The 23,894-nt window shown below is 40.4% G+C and carries 16 protein-coding genes and 2 pseudogenes; 16 read left to right on the forward strand and 2 right to left on the reverse strand.

Features of this window, described 5'->3' with window-relative positions; translation table 11 throughout:
• Positions 1-171 precede the first annotated feature (171 nt).
• A complete protein-coding gene (locus N1I87_RS06435) occupies positions 172-1,296 on the forward strand; it encodes a tripeptidase T (RefSeq protein ID WP_003355266.1) in 1,125 nt (374 codons plus the stop codon).
• A gap of 63 nt (positions 1,297-1,359) precedes the next feature.
• Positions 1,360-1,830 carry a chemotaxis protein CheW gene (locus N1I87_RS06440; RefSeq protein WP_341096839.1) on the forward strand — a complete coding sequence of 157 codons (471 nt, stop codon included), beginning with the start codon at positions 1,360-1,362 and terminating at the stop codon, positions 1,828-1,830.
• 273 nt (positions 1,831-2,103) lie between these two features.
• On the opposite strand, the gene N1I87_RS06445 is transcribed toward N1I87_RS06440, so the two are convergent.
• Both N1I87_RS06445 and N1I87_RS06450 read right to left on the reverse strand, forming a co-directional pair.
• Positions 2,104-3,312: an acyl-CoA dehydrogenase family protein gene (locus N1I87_RS06445; protein ID WP_327824017.1), complete on the reverse strand. Its 1,209-nt coding sequence runs from the start codon at positions 3,310-3,312 to the stop codon at positions 2,104-2,106.
• 15 nt (positions 3,313-3,327) lie between these two features.
• Positions 3,328-4,515, reverse strand: a pseudogene (locus tag N1I87_RS06450) (CaiB/BaiF CoA transferase family protein).
• A gap of 413 nt (positions 4,516-4,928) precedes the next feature.
• On the opposite strand from N1I87_RS06450, the gene N1I87_RS06455 reads away from it, so the two are divergent.
• From N1I87_RS06455 to murQ, 14 genes and pseudogenes are all read left to right on the forward strand, one after another.
• Positions 4,929-6,119 (forward strand): DNA polymerase IV, encoded by a 1,191-nt coding sequence (locus N1I87_RS06455; protein ID WP_341101083.1) that lies wholly within the window; start codon positions 4,929-4,931, stop codon positions 6,117-6,119.
• 241 nt (positions 6,120-6,360) lie between these two features.
• Positions 6,361-7,774 (forward strand): annotated as a pseudogene (gndA, locus tag N1I87_RS06460) (NADP-dependent phosphogluconate dehydrogenase).
• A 635-nt stretch (positions 7,775-8,409) separates the two neighbouring features.
• A complete protein-coding gene (locus N1I87_RS06465) occupies positions 8,410-9,573 on the forward strand; it encodes a PucR family transcriptional regulator (RefSeq protein WP_327797009.1) in 1,164 nt (387 codons plus the stop codon).
• A gap of 125 nt (positions 9,574-9,698) precedes the next feature.
• Positions 9,699-11,066 (forward strand): aminotransferase class III-fold pyridoxal phosphate-dependent enzyme, encoded by a 1,368-nt coding sequence (locus N1I87_RS06470; RefSeq protein ID WP_048623642.1) that lies wholly within the window; start codon positions 9,699-9,701, stop codon positions 11,064-11,066.
• 18 nt (positions 11,067-11,084) lie between these two features.
• The gene (locus tag N1I87_RS06475) at positions 11,085-12,236 is read left to right on the forward strand and encodes an iron-containing alcohol dehydrogenase family protein (protein ID WP_048624489.1); all 1,152 of its coding nucleotides are present in this window, start codon (positions 11,085-11,087) and stop codon (positions 12,234-12,236) included.
• A gap of 168 nt (positions 12,237-12,404) precedes the next feature.
• Entirely contained in the window at positions 12,405-13,631 is a 1,227-nt protein-coding gene (locus N1I87_RS06480) for a Zn-dependent hydrolase (protein ID WP_048623641.1), read from the forward strand.
• A 116-nt stretch (positions 13,632-13,747) separates the two neighbouring features.
• Positions 13,748-15,274 carry an NCS1 family nucleobase:cation symporter-1 gene (locus N1I87_RS06485; protein WP_048623640.1) on the forward strand — a complete coding sequence of 509 codons (1,527 nt, stop codon included), beginning with the start codon at positions 13,748-13,750 and terminating at the stop codon, positions 15,272-15,274.
• A gap of 92 nt (positions 15,275-15,366) precedes the next feature.
• Positions 15,367-16,716, forward strand: a complete 1,350-nt coding sequence (locus tag N1I87_RS06490; RefSeq protein ID WP_340395939.1) for an NAD(P)-dependent oxidoreductase — start codon at positions 15,367-15,369, stop codon at positions 16,714-16,716.
• A gap of 17 nt (positions 16,717-16,733) precedes the next feature.
• Complete coding sequence (gene preA / locus N1I87_RS06495; protein ID WP_048623638.1) at positions 16,734-18,014, forward strand: NAD-dependent dihydropyrimidine dehydrogenase subunit PreA; 1,281 nt, start codon at positions 16,734-16,736, stop codon at positions 18,012-18,014.
• Positions 18,015-18,033: 19 nt separating this feature from the next.
• Positions 18,034-19,449: a dihydropyrimidinase gene (hydA, locus tag N1I87_RS06500; RefSeq protein ID WP_048623637.1), complete on the forward strand. Its 1,416-nt coding sequence runs from the start codon at positions 18,034-18,036 to the stop codon at positions 19,447-19,449.
• A gap of 58 nt (positions 19,450-19,507) precedes the next feature.
• The gene (locus tag N1I87_RS06505) at positions 19,508-19,744 is read left to right on the forward strand and encodes a hypothetical protein (RefSeq protein WP_048623636.1); all 237 of its coding nucleotides are present in this window, start codon (positions 19,508-19,510) and stop codon (positions 19,742-19,744) included.
• Positions 19,745-20,103: 359 nt separating this feature from the next.
• Positions 20,104-21,831 (forward strand): ABC transporter ATP-binding protein, encoded by a 1,728-nt coding sequence (locus N1I87_RS06510; RefSeq protein WP_445285711.1) that lies wholly within the window; start codon positions 20,104-20,106, stop codon positions 21,829-21,831.
• Between the two features lie 163 nt (positions 21,832-21,994).
• Positions 21,995-22,843 carry a MurR/RpiR family transcriptional regulator gene (locus tag N1I87_RS06515; RefSeq protein ID WP_341101087.1) on the forward strand — a complete coding sequence of 283 codons (849 nt, stop codon included), beginning with the start codon at positions 21,995-21,997 and terminating at the stop codon, positions 22,841-22,843.
• A gap of 152 nt (positions 22,844-22,995) precedes the next feature.
• Complete coding sequence (gene murQ, locus N1I87_RS06520; protein WP_048623634.1) at positions 22,996-23,880, forward strand: N-acetylmuramic acid 6-phosphate etherase; 885 nt, start codon at positions 22,996-22,998, stop codon at positions 23,878-23,880.
• Positions 23,881-23,894 lie beyond the last annotated feature (14 nt).

The following is a 23,894-nucleotide window of genomic DNA, read 5'->3' on the forward strand; positions in this document are numbered from 1 at the left end:
TGTCGCCCCTTTTGCCATTGACTTTTTATGCCGCCATACCCTAAAAATTCAAGAAAATTGATATTATTCGAAAAATAAAGCCATATGATCAGAATCTACCTTTCGTTTGTAGACTTTTTTTCAAAGGAGTATACTGAATAGTGAGTACATAAATTGGAGGTAATTTTTGCTATGGTGAATAAAGAAAGATTAGTCAATGAATTTTTGGAACTTGTACAAATTGACTCGGAAACCAAAAACGAAAGCGAGATTTCTAAAGTTTTAAAACAAAAATTTACAGAATTAGGCTTGGATGTCTATGAAGATAATGCGAAAGAAAAAACAGGGCATGGCGCCGGAAACTTGATTTGTACTTTACCGGGAAATAAAGAAGGCGTGGATCCTATTTATTTTACTTCACATATGGATACCGTCGTTCCCGGAAAAGGGGTGAAACCTTCCATTAAAGACGGTTACGTCGTCACGGACGGAACGACGATTTTAGGTGCTGATGATAAAGCCGGATTGGCGGTCATGTTTGAAGCAATCAGAATGATTAAAGAACAGAACATTTCTCATGGGACGATTCAATTTATCATAACAGTGGGGGAAGAATCCGGCTTAGTGGGAGCCAAAGAGCTTGATCCATCGCTTATTAAAGCGAAATATGGGTATGCTCTCGACAGCGATGGGAAAGTGGGAAATATTGTCGTAGCAGCTCCAACACAAGCAAAAATCAAAGCGGTGATTCTTGGAAAAACGGCTCATGCAGGTGTGGCTCCTGAGAAAGGGGTTTCCGCCATCACGATCGCCTCAAAAGCTATCGCAAGAATGCCGTTAGGACGAATCGACGAAGAAACCACTGCCAATATCGGCCGATTTGAAGGCGGGCAAGCAACGAATATCGTATGTGACCGTGTCGATATTTTGGCGGAAGCAAGATCGTTAGTTCCTGAAAAAATGGAACAACAAGTAGCCAAAATGAAAGAAGCTTTTGAAAGTGCCGCCCAAGAAATGGGAGGACGGGCAGAAATTGATGTGCAGGTTATGTACCCTGGTTTTAAATTTGGCGAAGGAGATAAAGTGGTGGAAATTGCGAAAAAAGCAGCGGCGAAAGTGGGCCGACCTTCTGAATTGCTGCAAAGCGGCGGCGGAAGCGACGCGAACGTGATTGCCGGATTAGGGATTCCTACTGTCAATTTAGCTGTAGGATATGAGGATATTCATACAGTGAATGAAAAAATGCCTATTGAAGAACTAGTGAAATTGGCAGAAATGACAGTGGCTATTGTGGAAGAAGTAGCGAATCCATCGTAATTTCTTTTGAAAAGAGAGCTCTCCGGCTCTCTTTTCGACCGTTTTCAAAAGGGGGCATAAGAAATGGAAGAAACAAAAATGGTTGTTTTTCAATCAGGCAAGGAAGAATATGCCGTTCCGATTCAATATGTCGTTTCGATTGAAAAATTGGATCATATTAATCCCATTCCTCATTTGCCTGCTTATTTAAGGGGAATTGTCAAAAATCGTGGTGAATTGATTCCGGTCATTGATTTTGAGCAAGTTCTATATTCTCAATTTATCGAAAATTTGTCTGAAAGCCGTCTGATTGTTCTTCAAGTAGAATCATTCCTTTTCGGAATATTAGTAAAAGAGGCGAAAGAAATCATTGACATTCCGATTGAACTCCAAAAACAGATCGGCCTAATGGCTTACGAGGGAACCCGTTATTTTTCAGCAGTGGCAAACATGGAGAAACGCTTAGTGACCATCATTGATCCTAAAATTCTGGTGGAATCGCTAGAAGGCATTCAAGACATACAAGAATATATGAAAACGATGCAAAATGCCTGACGGTTGAATTTCCTGTTGTTATATCCAACCGTTTTATCGCTGATCATAATATAGCAGATTCCTGCAGGCCACTTGTTATAACAGAAAAAATTGAATATAAGGAATAGCTGTTTATTTTGTCATTTGATAGAAGAAGGGAGCTAAAAGTTCCCTTCTTAGGATTGGCTCATAAAATTTGGTTGCGAAGCTACGATTTCCATTTTGTTTATCGCGATAGGCGAGTAAATGCATGGCGTTACAAGCTCTTGAAAGAATAGGTGAATCTTTATTCATTCAGCTTGAAACGGAATCCTCTGTGAACGGCCATGCGGGGAGCATTTTATGGAGCGGTTTATCCTGTCGGTAGCCGAGAGCGTATTCTGCTTGCATGATCGTATGAATCTCCCTCGTTCCTTCGTAAATAACCGGTGCTTTGGAATTTCTTAAATATCGTTCCACGGGATATTCATTGGAATATCCGTATGCGCCATGAATTTGCACCGCGTCATCCGCCGCTTTGTTGGCAAAATCACAGGCTTGCCATTTGGCTAAGGAGGTTTCGCGTGTATTGCGTCGGCCTTTGTTTTTCAATTCGCCTGCTCGATAGACAAGAAGCCGACTTATTTGCAGTCCTGCTTCCATGTTGGCGATCATTTGTTGAACGAGCTGATGGCGGCCGATTTCTTTTCCAAATGTCTTGCGTTCGTGGCAATATTTGACGCTTGCTTCCAGGCAGGCCATGATGAGGCCGCAGGCTCCGGCTGCGACAGTAAATCGACCGTTGTCAAGAGCCGACATAGCGATTTTAAATCCTTCACCTTCTTCGCCAAGCAAGTTTTCTTTTGGAACCCGGACGTTGTCAAAAAACAGTTCTCCCGTATTTCCGGCTCGAATTCCCAATTTTCCTTTAATCGCTTTGGAAGAAAATCCGGGCATGGTCCGTTCAACAATAAAGGCGGAAATCCCTTTATGTTTTTTGCTTTTGTCTGTATAGGCGAATACAAGAAAATGATCCGCCACGTCGCACAAGGAAATCCAAGTTTTTTGTCCGTTTAAAATATAGTCGTCGCCGTCTCGAGTCGCTGTCGTGCCTAAAGCGGCTACATCAGATCCTGCTCCAGGCTCAGTTAATCCAAAGGCGCCGATTTTTTCACCTTTCGCTTGAGGAACAAGATAAGTTTGTTTTTGATATTCGTTGCCCCATTGAAGAAGAGTCAGGCTATTCAGTCCGGTATGGACCGACACGGCTGTCCGAAATGCTGTATCTCCTCTTTCTAGTTCTTCGCACACAATCGCAAGCGAGTTGTAATCCATTCCGCTTCCACCATACTCTTCGGGAATACAGACACCCATCAAGCCGAGTTCAGCCAATTTTTTAATGATGTTTGTTTCAAAATGATGGTTTGCATCCCATTCGCCGATATACGGCATGATCTCTTTATCCACGAACTGGCGCACGGTTTTTCTTAATAGTTGTTGCTCTTCCGAAAATTCAAAGTTCATGGGCTCATCGCTCCTTTAAATAATTTGATTCGTTTTCAAATCTTCAATCTCTGCATCAGAATAGCCTAAATGGCTCAAAATGAGTTCGTTGTGTTCCCCGGGCAAAGGAGGATATTGATTTTGTTTTACGGGTGTTTTCGAAAGTTTTAAAGGACTGCCAACGACTTGAATAGTCCCTGCTGTTGGATGTTCCATGGAAAGAAACATTTCTCGTACTGTCAGCTAAGGGTCACAAACCATTTCATCTAATTTTTGAATAGGTCCGCACGGTATTTTTTTCTGTTGACAAGCTTCAATCCAGTAGGCGGTTGATTTCATTTGAAACCGTTTCTCTAAAATTGGGATAAGCTCTGTTCGGTGCTTCACCCGCTCCGGGTTTGTGGAAAAACGCGGATCGCTGGGAAGTTCCCGCATTTCCAACACGCTGCATAAATCTTGAAACTGCCGATCGTTCCCTACCGCAATGACCATTTCTCCATCAGCTGTGCGAAATGTTTGATAAGGTACGATATTAGGATGGCGGTTTCCCATTTTGGGCGGCACCTTTTTAGTCATGAGATAATTGCTGGCAACGTTGACTAGTGAGCTGACAGCGCAGTCATATAAAGAAAGATCGATCTTTTGCCCCCTTCCTGAACGGTCCTTTTCTAACAATGCTGCTTGAATGCCAATACAGGCGTACAGCCCGGTTAAAATATCCGTAATGGCTACTCCGGTTTTGAAGGGAGGCGTATGTTCGTCACCGGTAATTGACATAAGCCCACTCATTCCTTGAATGATAAAATCATATCCTGGCAGATCTTTATAAGGACCTGTCTCGCCAAATCCGGTAATGGAGCAGTAGATAAGTTTCGGATTGCATCGGGACAACTCCTCATATCCCAAACCGAGCCGGTCCATTGTGCCTGTTTTAAAGTTATGAATGACAACATCGCTTTTTTCCACTAGTTGATAAATGATCTTTTTTCCTCTTGGATCTTTTAAATTGACAGTTAGGCTTTTTTTATTTCGATTGGCGCATAAATAGTATGCGCTTACACCGTTTTGAAACGGAGGCCCCCATTTTCTTGTTTCATCGCTTCCGCCGGGGGCTTCTACTTTAATCACTTCCGCGCCTAAATCGCCTAAAATCATCGTACATAATGGTCCTGCAAGCACTCTTGTCAAGTCGAGAACTTTTACACCGTCTAACGCCCCAACCATCGTTATCACTCCTTTCATACGTTATAAATGAAAAAGCCGGCTTCTTTCCGGCTAATAAACTGCGGAACGAAAGAAACGGGCTCGTATCTGCCTGGATCGTACGGACAATCAAGGTTGAAAAAATGAAAAGTTTTTTGCTTCAAACTGCCTTACCATGGCGGTAAGCTGAGATGAACAAGTATAGGCGGTAAACTATTATCCCGTTCTTTTTTGTACTTTTCTACTTTATATTATTCTGAATAGTAAAAAAATAGTAGGGGATATGTTGAAAAGGAACGGAAAATCCCTTGATGGTAAGCAGGAGAAGGAAGGAAATCTTTTAGTTGCTTTCATTCATTGGAGGAGCGCTCCATTGTTTTCTTCAAGCTGACAATTGGTATAATAAATTACAGAATGAATGGAGGTGGACGGAGGTGAAGCGGTATTACCCTAAAAACGGTCGAGTGATTTTACATGTCGATATGAATAGCTTCTATGCTTCGGTTGAAATGACCTACGATCCATCCTTAAAGGGTAAACCATTAGCGATTGCAGGTGATCCTAAGCAACGAAAAGGGATTGTCGTCACATGCAGCTATGAAGCTAGAAAGTTCGGAGTAAAAACGACTATGCCAATATGGGAAGCGAAAAAACGCTGCCCGGAACTGATTGTGAAACCGCCGAATTTTGATCGGTATCGGACCTTATCTCAGGCGATATTTAACATTTTGCGTGAATACACTCATCTGGTAGAGCCTGTTTCCATCGATGAAGGGTATATGGATATTACAGAAAGCTATGAATGGGGAACGCCGATTGAAATCGCCGAAGACATCCAAAAAAGACTTCAAAACGAATTGGACTTACCTTCCAGCATAGGGATTGCTCCCAACAAATTTTTAGCGAAAATGGCTTCCAATATGAAAAAGCCGATGGGCATCACAATATTGCGCAAAAGAGATGTGCCTGTTCGATTATGGCCGCTTCCTGTTGAGGAGATGCACGGAGTGGGGGAGAAGACGGCTGCGAAATTACGAACGATTGGCATTCAGACGATTGGCGATTTGGCAAAAGCGAACGATATCCAGCTGAGATCTCTTCTAGGCATCATCGGGGTGCGTCTTCGCGAGCGGGCAAATGGTCGAGATGATCGAAAAGTGGATCCGGAGTCAGTAAATGAGCGCAAAAGCATTGGAAATTCAATGACTTTGCCTCAAGATGCGGAAAGTGAAGAGGAATTGTCCGAGGTGACTCACAAGCTGGCTGAAAAAGTCTCATCTCGTCTTAAGGAGCGGGGACTGCTCACGACCCATCTTTCGGTTATGATTCGCTTTCGAAACAGACATACGATCACGAGAAGCAAGAAATTGGACAGTCCGACGGATTCAGTGGGAGACATTCAGCGGATTTCTCGGGCGTTGGTTTTAGAACATTGGAATGGCACCCCTGTTCGTTTGCTTGGCATCACAGCACAAGATTTAGTGGAAAAAGAAGAGGCTTACAAGCAGCTGGATTTATTTACGTACCAAAAAGAAGCCAAAATAGAGCCTCTGTTGGAAACGATGGAAAAACTGAAAGAAAAATTTGGCAGCCAAATCATTCAAAAAGGGTTCCCGCGTTCTTAACAAATGAAAAAGTGGCGTTTTTCTTTTTTAAAACATCCCGATTTGGAATGAATAGTGAGAAAGGCGATTCTTTCACCATCGGGAAGATTGTCAGAAGAAATCATGGTCTCTATTTGAACGTTTTTCCGTTATATAGGAAAGACGATGGTCTGATTCAATCATTTGCAACCCACGTCGAAAATTGATACAGTAAAATAGCGATAACAGCTTTAAATATAGTGCAGAAGGGGCGTAAGAAATGATGGCAAAACAACAAATTGGTGTAATCGGATTAGCTGTTATGGGGAAAAATTTAGCACTCAATATTGAAAGCAAAGGGTACTCTGTTTCGGTTTATAATCGTTCAAGAGAAAAAACAGATGCCTTATTAGAAGAAGCAAAAGGAAAAAATATTGTCGGAACATATAGTATTGAAGAATTTATTGATTCCTTGGAAAAACCGCGGAAAATTTTGTTGATGGTCAAAGCTGGAGCTCCGACGGATGCAACGATTGAACAATTAAAACCGCATCTCGAACCGGGCGATATTTTGATTGATGGAGGAAACACTTTCTTCAAAGATACACAGCGCCGTAATAAAGAGTTGAGTGAATTAGGCATTCATTTTATCGGCACTGGGGTGTCCGGAGGAGAAGAAGGAGCATTGACCGGTCCTTCCATTATGCCCGGTGGACAAAAAGAAGCATATGATCTTGTTTCGCCCATTTTAAAGGATATTTCGGCTAAAGTGAATGGCGATCCATGTTGTACATATATTGGTCCAGACGGTGCCGGCCATTACGTGAAAAATGGTTCATAATGGCATCGAATACGGCGATATGCAGCTGATTTCAGAAGCATACTTTTTACTGAAGAATTTGCTTGGTTTAAATGCTGATGAACTGCATCAAGTTTTTGCCGAATGGAATAAAGGTGAGCTGGACAGCTATTTGATTGAAATTACTGCTGACATTTTTACGAAAAAAGATGAAGAAACCGGAAAACCGCTGGTAGATGTGATTTTGGACAAAGCGGGTCAAAAAGGAACAGGAAAATGGACCAGTCAGAGCGCGCTCGACTTGGGAATTCCGCTCCCGCTTATTACCGAGTCGGTTTTTGCCCGCTTTATTTCTGCGTTGAAAGAGGAAAGAGTAAAAGCAAGCAAGCTTTTAAAAGGGCCGGAAACAAAAGGATTCGAAGGGGATCGCAGCAAACTGATCGAATCGATCCGCAGAGCGCTTTATATGAGCAAAATCTGTTCTTACGCCCAAGGATTTGCACAAATGAGAGCAGCTTCGGAAGAATACAATTGGAATCTTCGCTATGGTGACATCGCCATGATTTTCCGTGGCGGCTGCATCATTCGCGCGCAATTTTTGCAAAAAATTAAAGAAGCATATGATCGAGATCCAAACTTAACGAATTTGCTATTAGATCCTTATTTCAAAGAGATCGTCGAAAAATATCAGTCTTCTTTGCGTGAAGTCGTTTCGTTGGCTGTCCTTCAAGGAATCCCTGTTCCTGCTTTTTCTGCTGCTTTGGCTTACTATGACAGCTATCGGACAGAAACATTGCCTGCCAACTTAATTCAGGCGCAAAGGGACTACTTCGGCGCTCACACTTATGAAAGAGTGGACAAAGAAGGCATTTTCCATACAGAATGGATAAGCAAGTAATTTTGAAAAAGAAACTTTGTTTTCATATATGAAGAGAGTCCCCTCATAGCAGAAAAATCTGTTTGCTATGAGGGGATTTTTCTATGGAAAAATTTGATCGTCTTTTAAGGTCCACTTTTTAACTGCGGCAGATCAGCGAAGATTTTTCCATTCTACCATTGAGAATAGAGTAGTTTTTTGTGAAACAGTATTTTAAGTTTAAGAGAATTTTCGAATTTCACAAATGCCCTTCAAAATCACTTTCATACTAGATAATGAAGAATCCAAACAGAATGGAATTTTAGGCAGTAATAGCTTTGACAACCATCGAAGCAAATCATGAGTATTCCTTTTATCCCGTCGCCTCAAAACAAATATACATACATACTAATGGGCTACACATGTAGAAACCTCATCCATCCCTCTTTTAACGCTGTCATAAGAAGGTTTTCAACATTCAGCAGTTTTATGAATTCGTCACATTTGGGAATTTTTACTTTCCCAACATGTCATTCTTGTTATATTATTTAACAATTAAATCATAAAAAATGGTTGTCTGTTTTACGCATGGAAGATCCATTTATAAGCATTTTACATTGGGGAATCAGTATGATTGACTGATTTTTTACTTTGAAATGAAAGGAGTTTGAACGAATGTGGTGACTTTAAAAAAAATGGTCAATTTACCTGATTTTCAAATGCTTAAGTTGGTTGCCGGAGAAAAAGGGATGGATCGTATGATCACAGGAGTAAACGTAACGGAAAGTGTAGATTGGGTGGATTTTTTCAGACCAAATGAACTAATCGTGACAACCGGAATTAATATGGAAAATAATCCGGAGAAAGTGGTGGAAATGGTTCGATCTGCCTATCGGCGCAAGGCTGTTGGCATTGTGTTAAATACGGGGCCATATATCCCCGATATTCCTGAAGAAGTTTTGCATTTTGCTGAAAAATATCAGTTTCCTGTTTTTCAAATGCCTTGGGAATATCGTGTTGCCGATTTTATAAAAATGACCGTTCAATTTTTAATTTCGGAACAACACAAACAAACGAAAGCTGAACAACTTCTTTCGGATCTGTTATTTAACCATGATATTCATGAAGGAACAGTGGCGAAAGAACTGGCCCAACTCGGATTTAAAGAAGATGCCGATTTCGGAATCATCGTATGTACACCATCCCAACGCTCTAATAAATCTTCTTCTTTCGTTCAAATTATTGAACATGCCTTTACAAATAGATATGAAAATTTTCTTTCGATTATTTATCAAGATGAAATGATCTATCTTGTAGATCGTTCAAAAGTTCGTACACCGGAAGTTCCTTTTATCAAAACGGTAGAACATATACAAATGATGATTAACAAACAAGAAGCGAATGTAAAACTGTTAGTTGGGATGGGGAATTTTTATAGAAATATTTTCGATATTCCTAAAAGTTATTTTGAAGCCAAAAAGGTTATTCATCTTGCCCGGCGTCATTCTGCCCCATTCATTTGTAAGTACAAAGATATTGGCGCTTATAAAATTATTATGGCCGTGAAAGATCGCAACATGATTGAGATGTTTCATCAAGATATGTTAGGTCTTCTTTATCGTTATGACAAGCTGCATAAAACGGATTATGTACATTTTCTTCGTGTATTTCTTGAAGAGGACGGCCAGACGACCAATATCAGTCGAAGAGAGTTCATTCATCGCAACACGGTGCTTTATAAAATGAAAAAAATAGAGTCAATATTAGATGTGGATTTATCACACTCTTATACAAAAACGAATTTATTACTCGCGTTTATGATTGAAGATATTTTGAGATAATATTCTCCTTGTCATATGTGCAAATGCACAATTTATTTTGTTTGAATATTCATTGTTTTCCGAATGATAAATAATGTATTCTTTATATGTAAGAATTAATAACATTGAATGGAGTTGCGAATCAAATGAAAACGATGGATGTGATTCAAACAAAAAAAGAAGATCAACAGTATGTCTTGCATTCATGGTCCAAACAAAAGAATATTCATCCGAAAGTCATCACGAAAGCTGAAGGCATTTTTTTCTGGGATGATGAAAACCGAAAATACTATGATATGTGTTCACAACTCGTTTACTTGAATGTTGGACATCAGCATCCTAAATTGTTGGAAGAATTTAAGCATATGGATGAAATTCCTATCGCTGCACCATCATTTGCGACACCATCAAAATCAGAACTCGCTCGCAAAATTATTGAAGTTGCGCCGGACAACATGGCGAAAGTATTTTTTGCAAACGGTGGAGCAGATTCAAATGATCATGCTATTAAAATCGCAAGGATGGTCACAGGACGTTATAAAATTTTTTCAAGGTATCGTTCGTACCACGGTGCCACATTCGGCGCCGGCAATTTAACCGGTGAAAATCGTCGATTTGCTGTTGAACCTGGGATGCCGGGTTTTATTAAATTTGATACACCTTATTTGTACCGGGAGTCTATTAATTTTGAAAATGAAGAAGCGGCAGCAAAGTTTTACCTTGATCGGTTGCACAATCAAATGCTATATGAAGGACCGGAATCCATTGCTGCTGTATTTCTTGAACCCATTCCGGGCAGCAATGGTGTTCTCATTCCGCCAAAAGGATATCTTGAAGGGGTGCGTGAATTATGTGACCGCTACGGAATTCTTATGGTTTGTGATGAAGTGATGTCGGGATTTGGAAGAACGGGAAAAATGTTCGCGGTCGATCATTTTAACTTCCAACCAGATATGATGACGTTTGCTAAAGGGGTAACAAGTGGTTATAGCCCGCTTGGCGGTGTGATTGTCAGCCGAAAAGTGGCGGAGTTTTTCGATGACCATGTATTAATGACAGGTTTAACATACAGCGGACATACCGTTTCAACCCAAATCGGGTGTGCAACGCTTGATATTTATAAAGAAGAAGGTCTCATTGAAAATGCTTCTGAAGTAGGTGAAGTGCTAGGAGCAAGATTGGAAAAACTAAGAGCGTTTAACTCAGTTGGTGATGTTCGTCATATCGGTTTATTCGCAGCCGTTGAACTTGTTAGAGACAAAAAGACAAAGGAACCGATTATATCGTATGGGATGGATTATGGAAAAGATGAAGCGGGATTAATGAAAACATTCATTCATTTATTGAATGAAAAGGGATTTTATACGTACTCGCATGAATCCAGTGTGATCATTGCACCTCCATTAATCATTACAGAACAACAGATAAATGAGGCGATGGATCTTTTCGAAGAAGCATTGACCAAGTTTGAAAAGGAGCATTTATTCTCTGCTGGAACATTGGTAACTAAATAAATGAAAGGAATTCACGGAATGGAAAAATTTTTTTATAAACAACCAGTACCGATTGATTTTGGCCCAGGCAAAATAAACTTATTACCACAAATCATAAAACGATTAAATAGGAAGCGCGGGATATTAATTAGTGCCCCGTCGATGGTTCGCAACGGTACGGCACAAAAAATTATGGATCAAGCGGAGGGGCGTATTGTAACGATATTTTCGGATATTCAAACAAACCCGACTGTGTATAACACGGATGCCTGCGCCCGCATCATTCGCGAATACAAATGTGATTTTGCCGTGGCTTTAGGAGGAGGGAGCATTTTAGACTGTGCAAAGGTTGCTTGTTTTGTGGCCGAAACGCCCTATAGTTCTGCTGACTTTTTATCTCGTGAACGTTCAGTGACGAAGCCTGGAATTCCTTTAATCGCTGTACCGACAACGGCTGGAACGGCGAGTGAAGTGACATCTGTTTCAGTGCTGACAGACACGGAAAGAAATGTGAAGGCTCCTCTCTCAAGCGATTATTTCTATCCGGCCTATGCGTTAATAGATCCTGAACTAACGGTCACTTGTCCGCCCGATGTGACTGCATCGAGCGGTCTGGATGTCCTGGCCCATTCACTGGAGGCATACTACGGAAAAAAGCATCAGCCTTTCACCGATATGGCGGCGGAAAGAGCAGCGTCGATTGTTTTCAAATATTTATTAACCGCCTATCATGAGCCTGAAAATATGGAGGCAAGAGCAAAAATGAGTGAAGCTTCCGTTACGGCAGGTCTGGCATTTAATATGACACAAACGGCTGCTGCGCATGCATGTTCTTATCCACTGACACAAGAGTTTCATATTCCTCATGGCGAGGCTTGTGCTTTTACTCTTCCTTCCTTTTGGAAAATCAATAGCCGGCTTGGGTTCGAATCGGAACGTCTTCAAGCGTTCAGTAGGAGGCTGGGTTTCAAAGATTCGGAAGACTTGGCGGATCGAATAGACGAAATGAAAAAGGAAATGGGGTTAAGAATGACATTGGAAGAAATAGGGGTGTTGACAGAAGGAGATTTAGATAAACTTGTATCTCATAGTTTTTTTCCTAATATGATGAATAATCCAGTTTTGATGACGAAAGAAAGTTTAAAAGAAATGTATAATGCTTTGCGGAAAAAAACTAAAAAAATTGTGTGATGAAATATGACATTAATTCAGCAGAATGGAAGTTTTCTTGGTTTGAATTATCGTAATTTTCTTTAAATGATTTTAGGCTGGCTATTTCTTCAATGAAGGAATAAGGAAATAGATAAAATAAGGCGATCAATACGACAATTTGAAATTGTAAATAAGGAGGACTGCCAAATGCAACAACAAAAGATCTTAATTCATTCGGACAGATTGAAAAAGACGTTAGAAACGTTTGCGGAATTTGGTCGTACAAAAAATAATGGGGTCACACGATTATCTCTTTCAAAGGAAGATATAGCGGCTAGAGATTATTTTGTTTCGTGTTGTAAAGAAATAGGAATGACAGTAAAAATGGATGATATGGCTAACATTTATGCAACGATGGCAGGTGTTGAAGACAAACCTCCTCTTGTGATGGGTTCACATTTAGATTCGGTAACGAAAGGCGGAAGGTTTGACGGTGTTCTTGGCGTGGTTGCTGCATTAGAAATTGCTCGTACGCTTCATGATCATCATATTCAACCAAAGATTCCATTTACGATTGTCAATTTTACAAATGAAGAAGGAGCAAGATTTGAACCGGCCATGATGTCTTCAGGTGTACTTTCCGGGAAGTTTGAGAAAACGGAAATGATGAAGAGCCGAGATACTGACGGGATCACATTTGGTGAAGCCTTAGCTGCTAGTGGATATAAAGGTGATATTGAAAATCGTTTGAAGGAAGCTACCGCTTTTTTAGAAATGCATATTGAACAAGGGCCGGTATTAGAAAGTGAAAATGTGAAGATTGGCATCGTAGAAGGTGTAGTTGGAATGGTGAATTATGAAATGGAAGTAACCGGTGAATCAGATCATGCCGGCACAACACCAATGAACATGAGAAAAGATGCCCTCTTTACAGCAACGGATATTATGACTGATTTGCGTAAAAAACTAAATCAATTAGACAGTGATTTAGTGTACACGGTGGGAAGAATGAACGTTCTTCCCAATATACACACGGTGATTCCGAATAAAACTATTTTTACGCTTGAAGCAAGACACAAAGATCCGAAAGTCATCCATCAAGTTGAAGAAGCCATTCAAGATTTACCGAAATCGCTAAAAGGCTGCGCTATATCCGCAAGAAAACTATGGGGGCGTGATACGGTAGTGTTCGATCAAAAACTATGTGATCGACTGGAAAAATCAGCTCAATCGCTCGGTTATTCAAGTAAAAGAATGTACAGCGGAGCGGGGCATGATGCCCAATTTATTGCCAGTTATCTGCCTACAGCTATGATATTTGTACCAAGCGTCAATGGAAAGAGCCATTGTGAAGAAGAGTTTACATCTTATGAAGAATGTGCGAATGGAGTGAATGTCGCTTTGGATACGGTTCTTTCCATTTTGGATTATTGATTCGTACCGTTGAAAAATATGTATAAATCATTGAGTGTTGATTTTTAAATCTGAATATTACGTTTATTCAAAAAACAATTTATTGATCATCATAAATTGATTAAAGGGTGAAGTCTATGAAATCGCAAATAGAAGAAAATGGCATAGTCACTTTAACCAATGAAGCAATGGATAGTATAAAAGGGAGCAACTTATGGAATGAAGACTTAAGGCCGACAACGAAAGAAGAACATTCATGGTCGGGCATGAATTTTGCTACTTTGTGGATGGGGATGTGCCTTATCATTCCTTCTTATACAATGGCCAGTGGCATGATTTCGCTGGGAATGAACTGGTGGCAGGCATTGCTCACTATTTTTCTTGGGAATTGTATCGTCTTGATTCCCATTTTATTAAATGCACATGCTGGAGCAAAATTCGGTATCCCATATCCGGTGTTTGCCAGATTATGGTTTGGTTCCAAAGGAACTCACATCCCCACCTTGGCACGTGCCATTGTTGCGGCTGGTTGGTTTGGAATTAACACATGGATTGGCACAACAAGTATAGACGCTCTTTTTGCCCGTGTTTTTTCGGGATGGGTGAATTTTCCTTTTCATACAGCGATTGTATTTATGATTTTTTGGGCGCTGAATGTTGGCATAGGAGTGAAAGGGCCTGAAGCGATCAAATGGCTAACGATCATTGCAAGTCCGATTGTCGGTCTTTCTTCCATCATCTTATTCATTTGGGCAATGACCCATATTCATGGTTGGGGGCCGATTTTAACAGCACCAAGTAAATTTCATTCTCTTGGAGAATTTTTGTCCACTTTCTTCCCTGCTTTAACGGGTGTTATAGCTTTTTGGGCAACCTTAGCCCTAAATATTCCTGATTTTGCTCGTTATGCCCGACAACAAAAATCGATGATGGTTGCACAAAGCTTGGCTCTACCCATAACTATGACGGTATTTTCTTTTATTGGGATATTTGTCACATCCGCAACCGTTGTGATTTTTGGAAAGGCTATTTGGGAACCCGTTGAATTATTAGCAAAATTTCCGACATTCATTGTTTTCCTTGGAGCCATTGTCATTGTTATTTCATCCATAACCGTAAATGTAGGGGCAAATCTTGTCGCTCCTGCCCGAGCTGCAGAAAACTTGTGGCCAAGGAGAATTACATTTTCCATTGGTGCTATACTGACCGGTTTATTTGCTATAGCGATGCAGCCATGGTATCTCATGTCGAATTTTCAAAACTTGATTTTTGGTTTTCTTGGAGGATACGGCGCTCTTCTCGGACCTATCGACGGTATTGCCATCGCAGATTATTGGATTGTTCGTCGACGCCGTTTGGCGTTGAGAGAATTATATCAAGTGAATGGACGTTATAGTTATTCTTCAGGAGTGAATAAAAACGGCATTTACGCTTTAATCATTGGAATTGTGATTCCGCTGGCAGGTTTAGTTATTCCGAGTTTGTCTTTCCTATGGAGCAATGCTTGGACGATAGGTTTGCTCGTGGCAATGGCGGTTTACAGTTATCTTATGCGCGACGATAAAAGTCTTCTATCATTAAAAGAGTATGAGGAAATAACCCTTTTTATGAACAACGATGAAACAAGTCAGAATCAATCAGCTGCGGTGAATGAGCTAAATTAAGTGACAGAGAATGAGGTCAAGGTAACAATAGATTATCAGATATTATGAAAGTTAGGAAAGGATTTAAAAAACCAGATAAAAGGGGTGTTCGAATGCAATCTTCAGTGACGTTGGATGATTTGCCATTGAATTTTCAAGAAGTAAAAAAAGATTTAAGTCCTAAAGAAGCGGTTGATGAAGCAAACCGATGTTTATATTGTTACGATGCCCCATGTACGAAGGCCTGTCCGACTGGTATTAACATTCCTGCTTTTATCAAAAAGATCGCTTCTGAAAATTTAAAAGGGTCTGCTCGTGTTATATTAGATGCTAATCCATTGGGAGCGACGTGTGCAAGGGTCTGCCCGACAGAGGAATTATGCGAAGGAGCTTGCGTTTTAAATGATATTTCAGTTCCTGTTATGATTGGGCAGTTGCAAAGGCATGCAACGAATTGGGCAATCCATCATCATCAACCGCTTTTTAAAAAAGGAAATCCTAATGGTAAGAAAGTGGCCATCATCGGAAGCGGTCCGGCGGGATTGTCTGGTGCCAGGGAACTTGCCCGATTAGGATACGAAGTAACGATTTTTGAGGCAAAAGAAAAAGCCGGGGGCTTGAACACTTATGGTATCGTGCCGTTTCGATTGCCGCAAGAAATTTCACTTTGGGAGGTAGAACAAGTAAAACAGCTGGGGGTAGAAATTCTGACTAATACAATTTTTGGTGAAGATATTATGGTAAACGAGGTGAAGGAAGATTATGATGCAGTATTGCTGGCTATTGGAATGGGAAAGGTTCCGATGCTCGGCATCCCGGGAGAAGAGCTGCATGGAGTGTATGATGCGATTCAATTAATTGAAGAAATTAAAGATGGTGATATCACTGATCGTTTTATTGGAAAGCGTGCAGCAGTGATTGGAGCGGGAAATACAGCTATCGATGCGGCTACTTGTTTAAAACGTATGGGAGCATCTAATGTAAAGATCGTTTATCGAAGAAGTGAATCTGAGATGACGGCTTATGCCAGTGAGTATGAATTTGCCAAGCAAGAAGGAGTGGAGTTTAGATGGTTGACCCAACCGACAGAGATCATTGACGACGGGAACGGAAATGTGGGGAAATTGAAATGTTCTCGAACGAAATTAGGAGAACTTGATCATTCGGGAAGACGTTCCGTTGAAATAATTGAAAATTCCGATTTTTCGATGGATGTAGATATTGTCGTGAAAGCCATTGGTCAAACCCGTCATAAAAAATTGATTGAAGAACTTGGTTTAGAACATGATCAAGGCATCGTCAAAATTGATCCCGTAACCCATCAAACCTCTAATAAAAAATTATTTGCCGCCGGGGATGTCGTTTTTGGGAAGGGACAAGGTGATGCAATGGTTGTCAGTGCCGTTGAACAAGGAAAAAAAGCAGCACGCGCCATTCATAGGCACATACAAAGCAGCTTGTAAAAAAGGGGGAAAACGAATTGGCAGATTTACGAATTCATTTTGCCGGAATTCAATCAATGAATCCTTTTTGGTTGGCATCCGCGCCGCCAACCAATTCAGGATATCAAGTTCAGAGGGCTTTTGAATCAGGTTGGGGCGGAGTCGTTTGGAAAACGTTGGGCGATCCGATTCTGAATGTTTCTTCACGTTTTGCTGCATTCAATTATAACGGTCAAGTGATGGCGGGCTTTAATAACATTGAATTAATCACTGACAGACCGTTGGAAGTCAACTTAAAAGAAATTTATGAAACAAAAAAGAAGTTTCCTAAACATGTGATCGTTGCTTCTTTAATGGTAGAACCAAATCAAGAAAAGTGGCATGAGATTGTAAAAAGGGTGGAAGACGTTGGCGTTGACGGACTTGAATTAAATTTTGGCTGTCCGCATGGCATGGCAGAAAGAGGGATGGGAGCTGCCTCGGGGCAAGTCCCTGAATTGGTTGAAAAACAAACGTATTGGGTAAAAGAAGTAGCTCAAACCCCCGTGATAGTGAAATTGACCCCCAATATTACGGATATTACAGCAACGGCCTATGCTGCTGTTCAAGGCGGCGCTGATGCCATCAGCTTGATAAACACTATTAATAGTTTGATGGGGGTTGATTTGAATACATGGAACACGATTCCGAATGTAGCGGGAAAAGGAACGCACGGCGGTTATTGCGGTCCGGCTGTTAAACCTATTGCATTAAATATGGTGGCTGAATGTGCGCGTCATCCGGATATTTCTGTACCCATTTCGGGGATCGGAGGCATATCTACTTGGAAAGACGCAGCGGAATTTATGTTGATGGGAGCGACAAATATACAGGTATGTACAGCTGTCATGCAGCATGGATTTAGTATAGTGGAAGACATGATTGATGGGATGAATAACTATCTTGAAGAAAAAGGCTTACATTCAGTTATGGATCTTATCGGCCAATCTGTACCGAAGTACACAGATTGGGGCGATCTGGATCTCAATTATAAAGTAGTTGCCCACATTAATAATGAATCATGCATTCATTGCAATAAATGTTACATTGCCTGCGAAGACGCTTCACATCAATGTATTGAAATGCTATCAGATGAAAATGGTGAAAACATCTTAAAGGTAAGAGAGGAAGATTGTGTCGGTTGTAATCTTTGCTCCATCGTTTGCCCGGCAGAGGGGGCTATTGATATGGTGGAAAAACCAAGTCCAATCCCTCTCACATGGAATGAACGGCAGAAATTAATTGACCGTTTCTTATCCAATCAAAAGATGATTAGTTAAAAGATATGGAGGGAAAAAGATGAAAAAATTAATTAAAAATGGAACTATTGTAACGGCTGTTGATACGTATCAAGCGGATATTCTCATTGAAGGAGAAAAAATTGTTCAAATAGGTTCTGACTTGCTTGCCGATGGTGCAGAAGTAATCGATGCAGAAGGCGCATACGTATTTCCTGGGGGCGTAGATCCACATACACATTTGGATATGCCGTTTAATAACACGGTGACTGATGATGATTGGGAAACGGGAACGATTGCTGCCGCGTTCGGCGGAACCACTACGATTCTTGATTTTTGTCTTTCAACGGAAGATGACACTTTGAAAAAAGCCGTTCAAAGATGGCATGAAAAGGCGAAAGGAAAAGCGGCCATTGACTATGGATTTCACTTAATGCTATCCAATTTAGATGAACAAGTCGTTCAAGAATTGCCTGAAGTGCTTGAAAGTGAAGGAATCTCTTCTATAAAAATTTTTATGGCATATGCCAAGGAATTCCAAGCAGATGATCGGACGTTGTTTCGAACTTTTCAAATAGCTAAAGAAGCAGGAGCATTAGTGATGGTTCATTGTGAAAACGGAACAGTTATTGATGAACTTGTTAATCAAGCCTTGTCGGAAGGACACACTGAACCTATCTACCATGCTCTAACCAGGCCGCCTGAAGTTGAGGGAGAAGCAACTCACCGAGCCATTGAATTGGCTAAAATCGCCGATTCACAATTGTATGTGGTCCATGTTACATGCCTGGAAGCAGTCAAACAAATTGCTGAAGCACGCGCTAAAGGATATAAAGTATGGGGAGAAACGTGCCCGCAATATTTGGTTCTTGATCAATCTTATTTAGAGAAACCGGATTTCCAAGGGGCAAAATACATTTGGTCGCCGCCTCTTCGTGAAAAATGGAATCAAGATGTTTTATGGAATGCATTAAAGTCAGGCGTGTTGCAAACAGTGGGTTCTGACCATTGCTCTTTTAATTTTAATGGGAAAAAACAACTTGGTCGCCATGATTTTTCGAAGATTCCAAATGGCGGACCCTTTATTGAGGATCGATTCAGTATTTTATTTTCTGAAGGCGTGAAAAAAGGTATTTTGACATTAAATCAATTTGTTGATATTGTTTCCACTCAAGCCGCTAAATTATTTGGAATATTCCCTCAAAAAGGCACGATCGCTGTAGGAAGTGATGCGGATATTGTCATTTTTGATCCTAATGCAAAACGCTCGATTTCCGCTAATACCCATCATATGAACGTTGATTATAGTGCGTTTGAGGATATGAAAATTGTAGGAGAACCGATTTCGGTGCTTTGTCGCGGTCATTTTATTATTAAAGATAAGCAATTTGTAGGCACATTAGGAAGCGGTAAATATTTAAAACGCAGAAAATTCAACCAGGAAATAACGCCGACGGTATCTCAAGCAAAGATATAAAAAACGTATTGATTAAAAGCTACAGTTGGTCTTACCTGTTAAACAGGAGGTGTTCGAGATGTTTGATTCTGAATTATTCAGGGATGAAAAAAGAGAGATTGATACATTATTAGAAAAAGGGTATCAAATTGTAGCTGTGACGGAAAATTTAAGCGGTGCTTTTGTCGATTTTCGAATAACAGACAATCACAAACAAACTGAAGAAATAAAAACATTGCATATTATGACACCGAATGGTAGAAAATACTACTCAACAAAAATGCTTTTAAGAAAAAAGTTTTCTGAAACGATATAAATAACTATAAAAAATAAGAAAGAAATAAATTCCCTTATAGCAGATAACTATTATTTGTTATGCTATGCAGGGAATTTTTTTATGCTCTTCAAAATATAAGAGATTCCTAGTGAAGACGAACTTCGTTTACGGTTGTTTTTCAATGTTTGAGTTTGTTTTATCGCAGTGTTCCCGCCAGCAAATCCTGTATAAGCGTATCCTTGATCTGAAACAGGATTAGTTGTTTATCTTCTCTGTTGGATCGTATTGTAAAGTGCTTAATGTTGCTTTTCCAAGAAGAGAGGAATCGATTGCAACGTTGTTGAAATATTTAGCGATAGAAGGAGTTGATTGGAGTGGAGAAAAATCGCCAAATACAAATGGACAATTGGAAAACTTTTTGGCAGTTAATCCGGAGCACGGATCCTCCCAAATGGATTTTGTTTTTGGCTGTAGCTCTCAGTTTGATCGAGACAGCGGTTGGACTCATAGTACCGTGGTTTACTAAATCTCTTGTTGACCAGATTTCTGAATCCGCGTTAAAGCCATCCATCATTCTTTTACTTGCTGCTTCATTTATCGTTCAAACGATCACTTCCGGTTTTTCTTACTACTTCCTTACCTATATTGGAGAATATGTGGTGGCGGCGATTCGTAAAAAGCTTTGGAATCAGGTTTTATTACTGCCTGTTCCTTTTTTCGACAATCACGAATCAGGAGAAACGATGAGTCGAATTACTCAAGACACCAATACGGTGAAAATGCTGATCACCCAACATTTCGTGACGTTTCTGACCGGATTCATTTCGGTGGGAGGGGCAGTCTGTATTCTCCTTATTATCGACTGGAAAATGACCCTTATGATGGTGACGGCAGTTCCGGTTTCGCTTCTTCTCCTTTGGCCGCTTGGACAAAAAATGTACAAAATTTCAAAAGCCACCCAGGATGAAATGGCCGGTTTTTCCGCTCATCTTGGCAGAGTTTTGTCCGATATTCGTCTTGTCAAAGCTTACAGTGCAGAGAAAGAGGAACAAAAAAACGGGGAACAAAGGATTCATCATTTATTTCAATTCGGTCTAAAAGAAGCGAGAATACAGTCTGTCATTTCCCCTTTTATGACATTTGTGATGATGCTTGTTTTAGTTCTATTAATCGGCTATGGCGGCGTTCGTGTAGCCTCGGGCACGCTTTCATCCGGCTCGCTTGTCGCCATCATTATTTATATGGTTCAAATCGTTGTTCCTTTTAGCCAGATGGCTGTATTTTTCACCTCATTTCAAAAAGCGATGGGCGCAACAGAACGAATCCAAAGCATTTTGTCCTTTGAGAAAGAACCGATCGACAGATTGCCGGCAGTACAAAATTACGATCAAGACATACATTTTCGAAATGTTTCCTTTTCTTATAAAAAGGGAGAGCCTGTACTCAAACAAATAACACTCACTATTCCTTCAGGAAAAACAACAGCGATCGTTGGTCCTAGCGGCGGTGGAAAAACGACTTTGTTTGCTTTGTTAGAGCGATTTTACACCCCCGACGAAGGAGAAATATTGCTAGGGAAAACCAATATTGAAGAATTTCACTTACATTCGTGGCGCCGCAATATCAGTTATGTCTCACAAGAAAGCCCGATGATGTCAGGAACGATACGAGACAATATTTGTTATGGACTAAGTAGAGACGTTTCCGATCAAGAAATCATACAAGCGGCTAAACTGGCAAACGCAGCGGAATTTATCGATCGGCTTCCAAAAGGATATTGGACTGAAGTGGGGGAACGGGGAATCAAATTATCAGGTGGACAGCGGCAGAGAATCGCCATTGCACGCGCTCTTATACGCGATCCTAAAATCCTTCTTCTGGATGAAGCGACCTCGAACTTAGACAGTTCATCGGAAGTTCTTGTTCAAAAGGCCTTGCAGCGGCTGATGGAGGGAAGAACAACCATTGTTATTGCCCATCGTCTCTCAACGGTTATCGACGCAGACCAAATGGTTGTATTAGAGAAAGGGGTTATCACCGGGATCGGCACACATAGAGAATTGCTGCAAACCCATCCGCTCTACAGAGAACTTGCCGAACAACAACTACAAACTAGTTCGGAGTAATCATAAATGATATTTTTTGGATCGCAATGTTCAGACATGCCGTATAAGAAAAATATTTGTGTTTAAAGGATAGAAACGATACTTACGATTCCTTTATCAGTTGACTCCTTTTTCAAATTCATTTTATAGTGAAACAAAGTAGTTGCATAATGGGGGAAATCATGTGAATTCGTTACTCGAGAGAATTAAGAAAGAATGGCGTAAACTTACGGATGCAGAGCGGAAAATAGGTGAGTATATTTTAGAGCATCCTGAATTGGTTCCACATATGACGACGAAAGATTTATCGGAGAAAACGGGAGTCAGTGAATCAAGTGTAGTGAGGTTTTGCAAATCCATTGGTATGACGAGTTTTAAAACGTTTAAGATGGAGCTAGTCAAACATTTAACATTATCTGAAACGAATATTTCTGATTTCTCCATTTTACAGAAAAAAGATTTACCTTATGATTTATTTCAAAAAGTGACGTATGTGAACAAGTTAGCGATTGAATCCGTACTGACATCGTTGGATCGGAGAGAATTAGACAAAGCAGTAGATGTGATGCAAAAGGCAAGAAAACTCGTTTTTTACGGTGTCGGCGGCTCAGCAACGGCTGCTTTTGATGCTCAGTACAAATTTACAAAACTGGGATTTCAATCGATCATGGCTCATGATTTTCACTACTTGCTTTCTCTTATTCCTTATTTAGATGAACGGGATGTTTTTGTGGCGATCAGTATGTCGGGGAAAACGAAGGATGTCCTTGAATTAGCTCAATTTGCCAAAAGAAAAGGCGCAACAGTGATCGCTATAACCAATATGGATAAATCTCCTCTTTATAAGAAAGCAGATATTCGGCTTTGTACACCGGTTGTCGAACAAGATTTTCGGATAGGAACCATTTCTTCAAGGATGGCACAACTTGATATTGTGGATGCCCTTTATGTAAGCGTGTTTAATCGAATTGGAGAGAAAGTAGTGGATCGGTATTATGAGGCAAGAAATGAAGCAGTGAAATTGCGTAGATAACCTTGAATCCAAAAAACATCCTTGGAAACGAAGGATGTTTTTTAATTTCTGATAAATGAAACAAAATTTCAAAAATAAAAATGTAATTATTGACATTTTATTTCAGTCATATACAATAAAATCAAAAAATAAGTTTTAAAAAGGATGATTAGATGCTTGAAAAATTGACAACAGAACAAAGAAATGCCAGCACGATGGACTTAGATTTAATGTCAACAAGAGAAATATTGGAGGTGATGAACCGAGAAGACCAAACGGTTCCGCAAGCAGTTGCGACGCAAATCCCTTTGATTGAAAAAGCTGTTCAGTTGGTGATCCGATCTTTTCAAAATGGAGGCCGATTAATTTATGTAGGGGCTGGTACAAGCGGGAGATTAGGGGTTCTCGATGCAGTAGAGTGTATGCCTACATTTAGTGCACCTAAAAACATGGTAAGTGGTATTTTAGCAGGAGGTTTGGAAGCGCTTACTAAAGCGGTGGAAGGAGCTGAGGATAACGAATCTTTAGGAAAAGATGATTTGAAATCGATTTTCTTAAATGAAAACGATACGGTCATCGGATTAGCTGCGAGTGGAAGAACGCCCTATGTAAAAGGAGCGCTGTCATATGCAAAAGAACAAAAAGCGAATACGGTGAGCATTAGCTGCAATAAACAGGCAGAGATTAGTCAGTTGGCTGATGTGGCTATTGAAGTCGAAACAGGACCGGAGGTGTTAACGGGTTCTACAAGACTAAAAGCAGGAACCGCGCAAAAGCTCGTACTGAATATGATTTCAACAGCTTCCATGATCGGAATAGGGAAAACCTATCAAAATTTAATGGTAGACGTACAACCGACGAATCAGAAGCTAGTAGAAAGATCAAAGCGAATCATTATGGAAGCGACGGATGTTGATTATGAAACAGCCAGCCAATATTTTGAAAAAGCCAATCATCATGTAAAAGCAGCCATTATTATGATTTTACTTAAATGTTCATATGAGGAAGCCATAAAAAAACTGGAGAAGGCAAAAGGGTTTATTCGCAAAGCACTTTAGATCGGCTTGGAGGG

This window comes from Bacillus sp. FSL W8-0102 (assembly GCF_038007225.1).
In the GTDB taxonomy this organism is placed as follows: Bacteria; Bacillota; Bacilli; order Bacillales; family DSM-4216; genus Bacillus_O; species Bacillus_O smithii.

Coding starts and splice junctions, on each gene's coding strand:
- N1I87_RS06435 (WP_003355266.1), top strand. CDS start 172: ATGGTGAATAAAGAAAGATTAGTCAATGAATTTTTGGAACTTGTACAA.
- N1I87_RS06440 (WP_341096839.1), top strand. CDS start 1,360: ATGGAAGAAACAAAAATGGTTGTTTTTCAATCAGGCAAGGAAGAATAT.
- N1I87_RS06445 (WP_327824017.1), bottom strand. CDS start 3,312: ATGAACTTTGAATTTTCGGAAGAGCAACAACTATTAAGAAAAACCGTG.
- N1I87_RS06470 (WP_048623642.1), top strand. CDS start 9,699: ATGAAAACGATGGATGTGATTCAAACAAAAAAAGAAGATCAACAGTAT.
- N1I87_RS06475 (WP_048624489.1), top strand. CDS start 11,085: ATGGAAAAATTTTTTTATAAACAACCAGTACCGATTGATTTTGGCCCA.
- N1I87_RS06480 (WP_048623641.1), top strand. CDS start 12,405: ATGCAACAACAAAAGATCTTAATTCATTCGGACAGATTGAAAAAGACG.
- N1I87_RS06485 (WP_048623640.1), top strand. CDS start 13,748: ATGAAATCGCAAATAGAAGAAAATGGCATAGTCACTTTAACCAATGAA.
- N1I87_RS06490 (WP_340395939.1), top strand. CDS start 15,367: ATGCAATCTTCAGTGACGTTGGATGATTTGCCATTGAATTTTCAAGAA.
- hydA (WP_048623637.1), top strand. CDS start 18,034: ATGAAAAAATTAATTAAAAATGGAACTATTGTAACGGCTGTTGATACG.
- N1I87_RS06505 (WP_048623636.1), top strand. CDS start 19,508: ATGTTTGATTCTGAATTATTCAGGGATGAAAAAAGAGAGATTGATACA.
- N1I87_RS06510 (WP_445285711.1), top strand. CDS start 20,104: ATGGACAATTGGAAAACTTTTTGGCAGTTAATCCGGAGCACGGATCCT.
- murQ (WP_048623634.1), top strand. CDS start 22,996: ATGCTTGAAAAATTGACAACAGAACAAAGAAATGCCAGCACGATGGAC.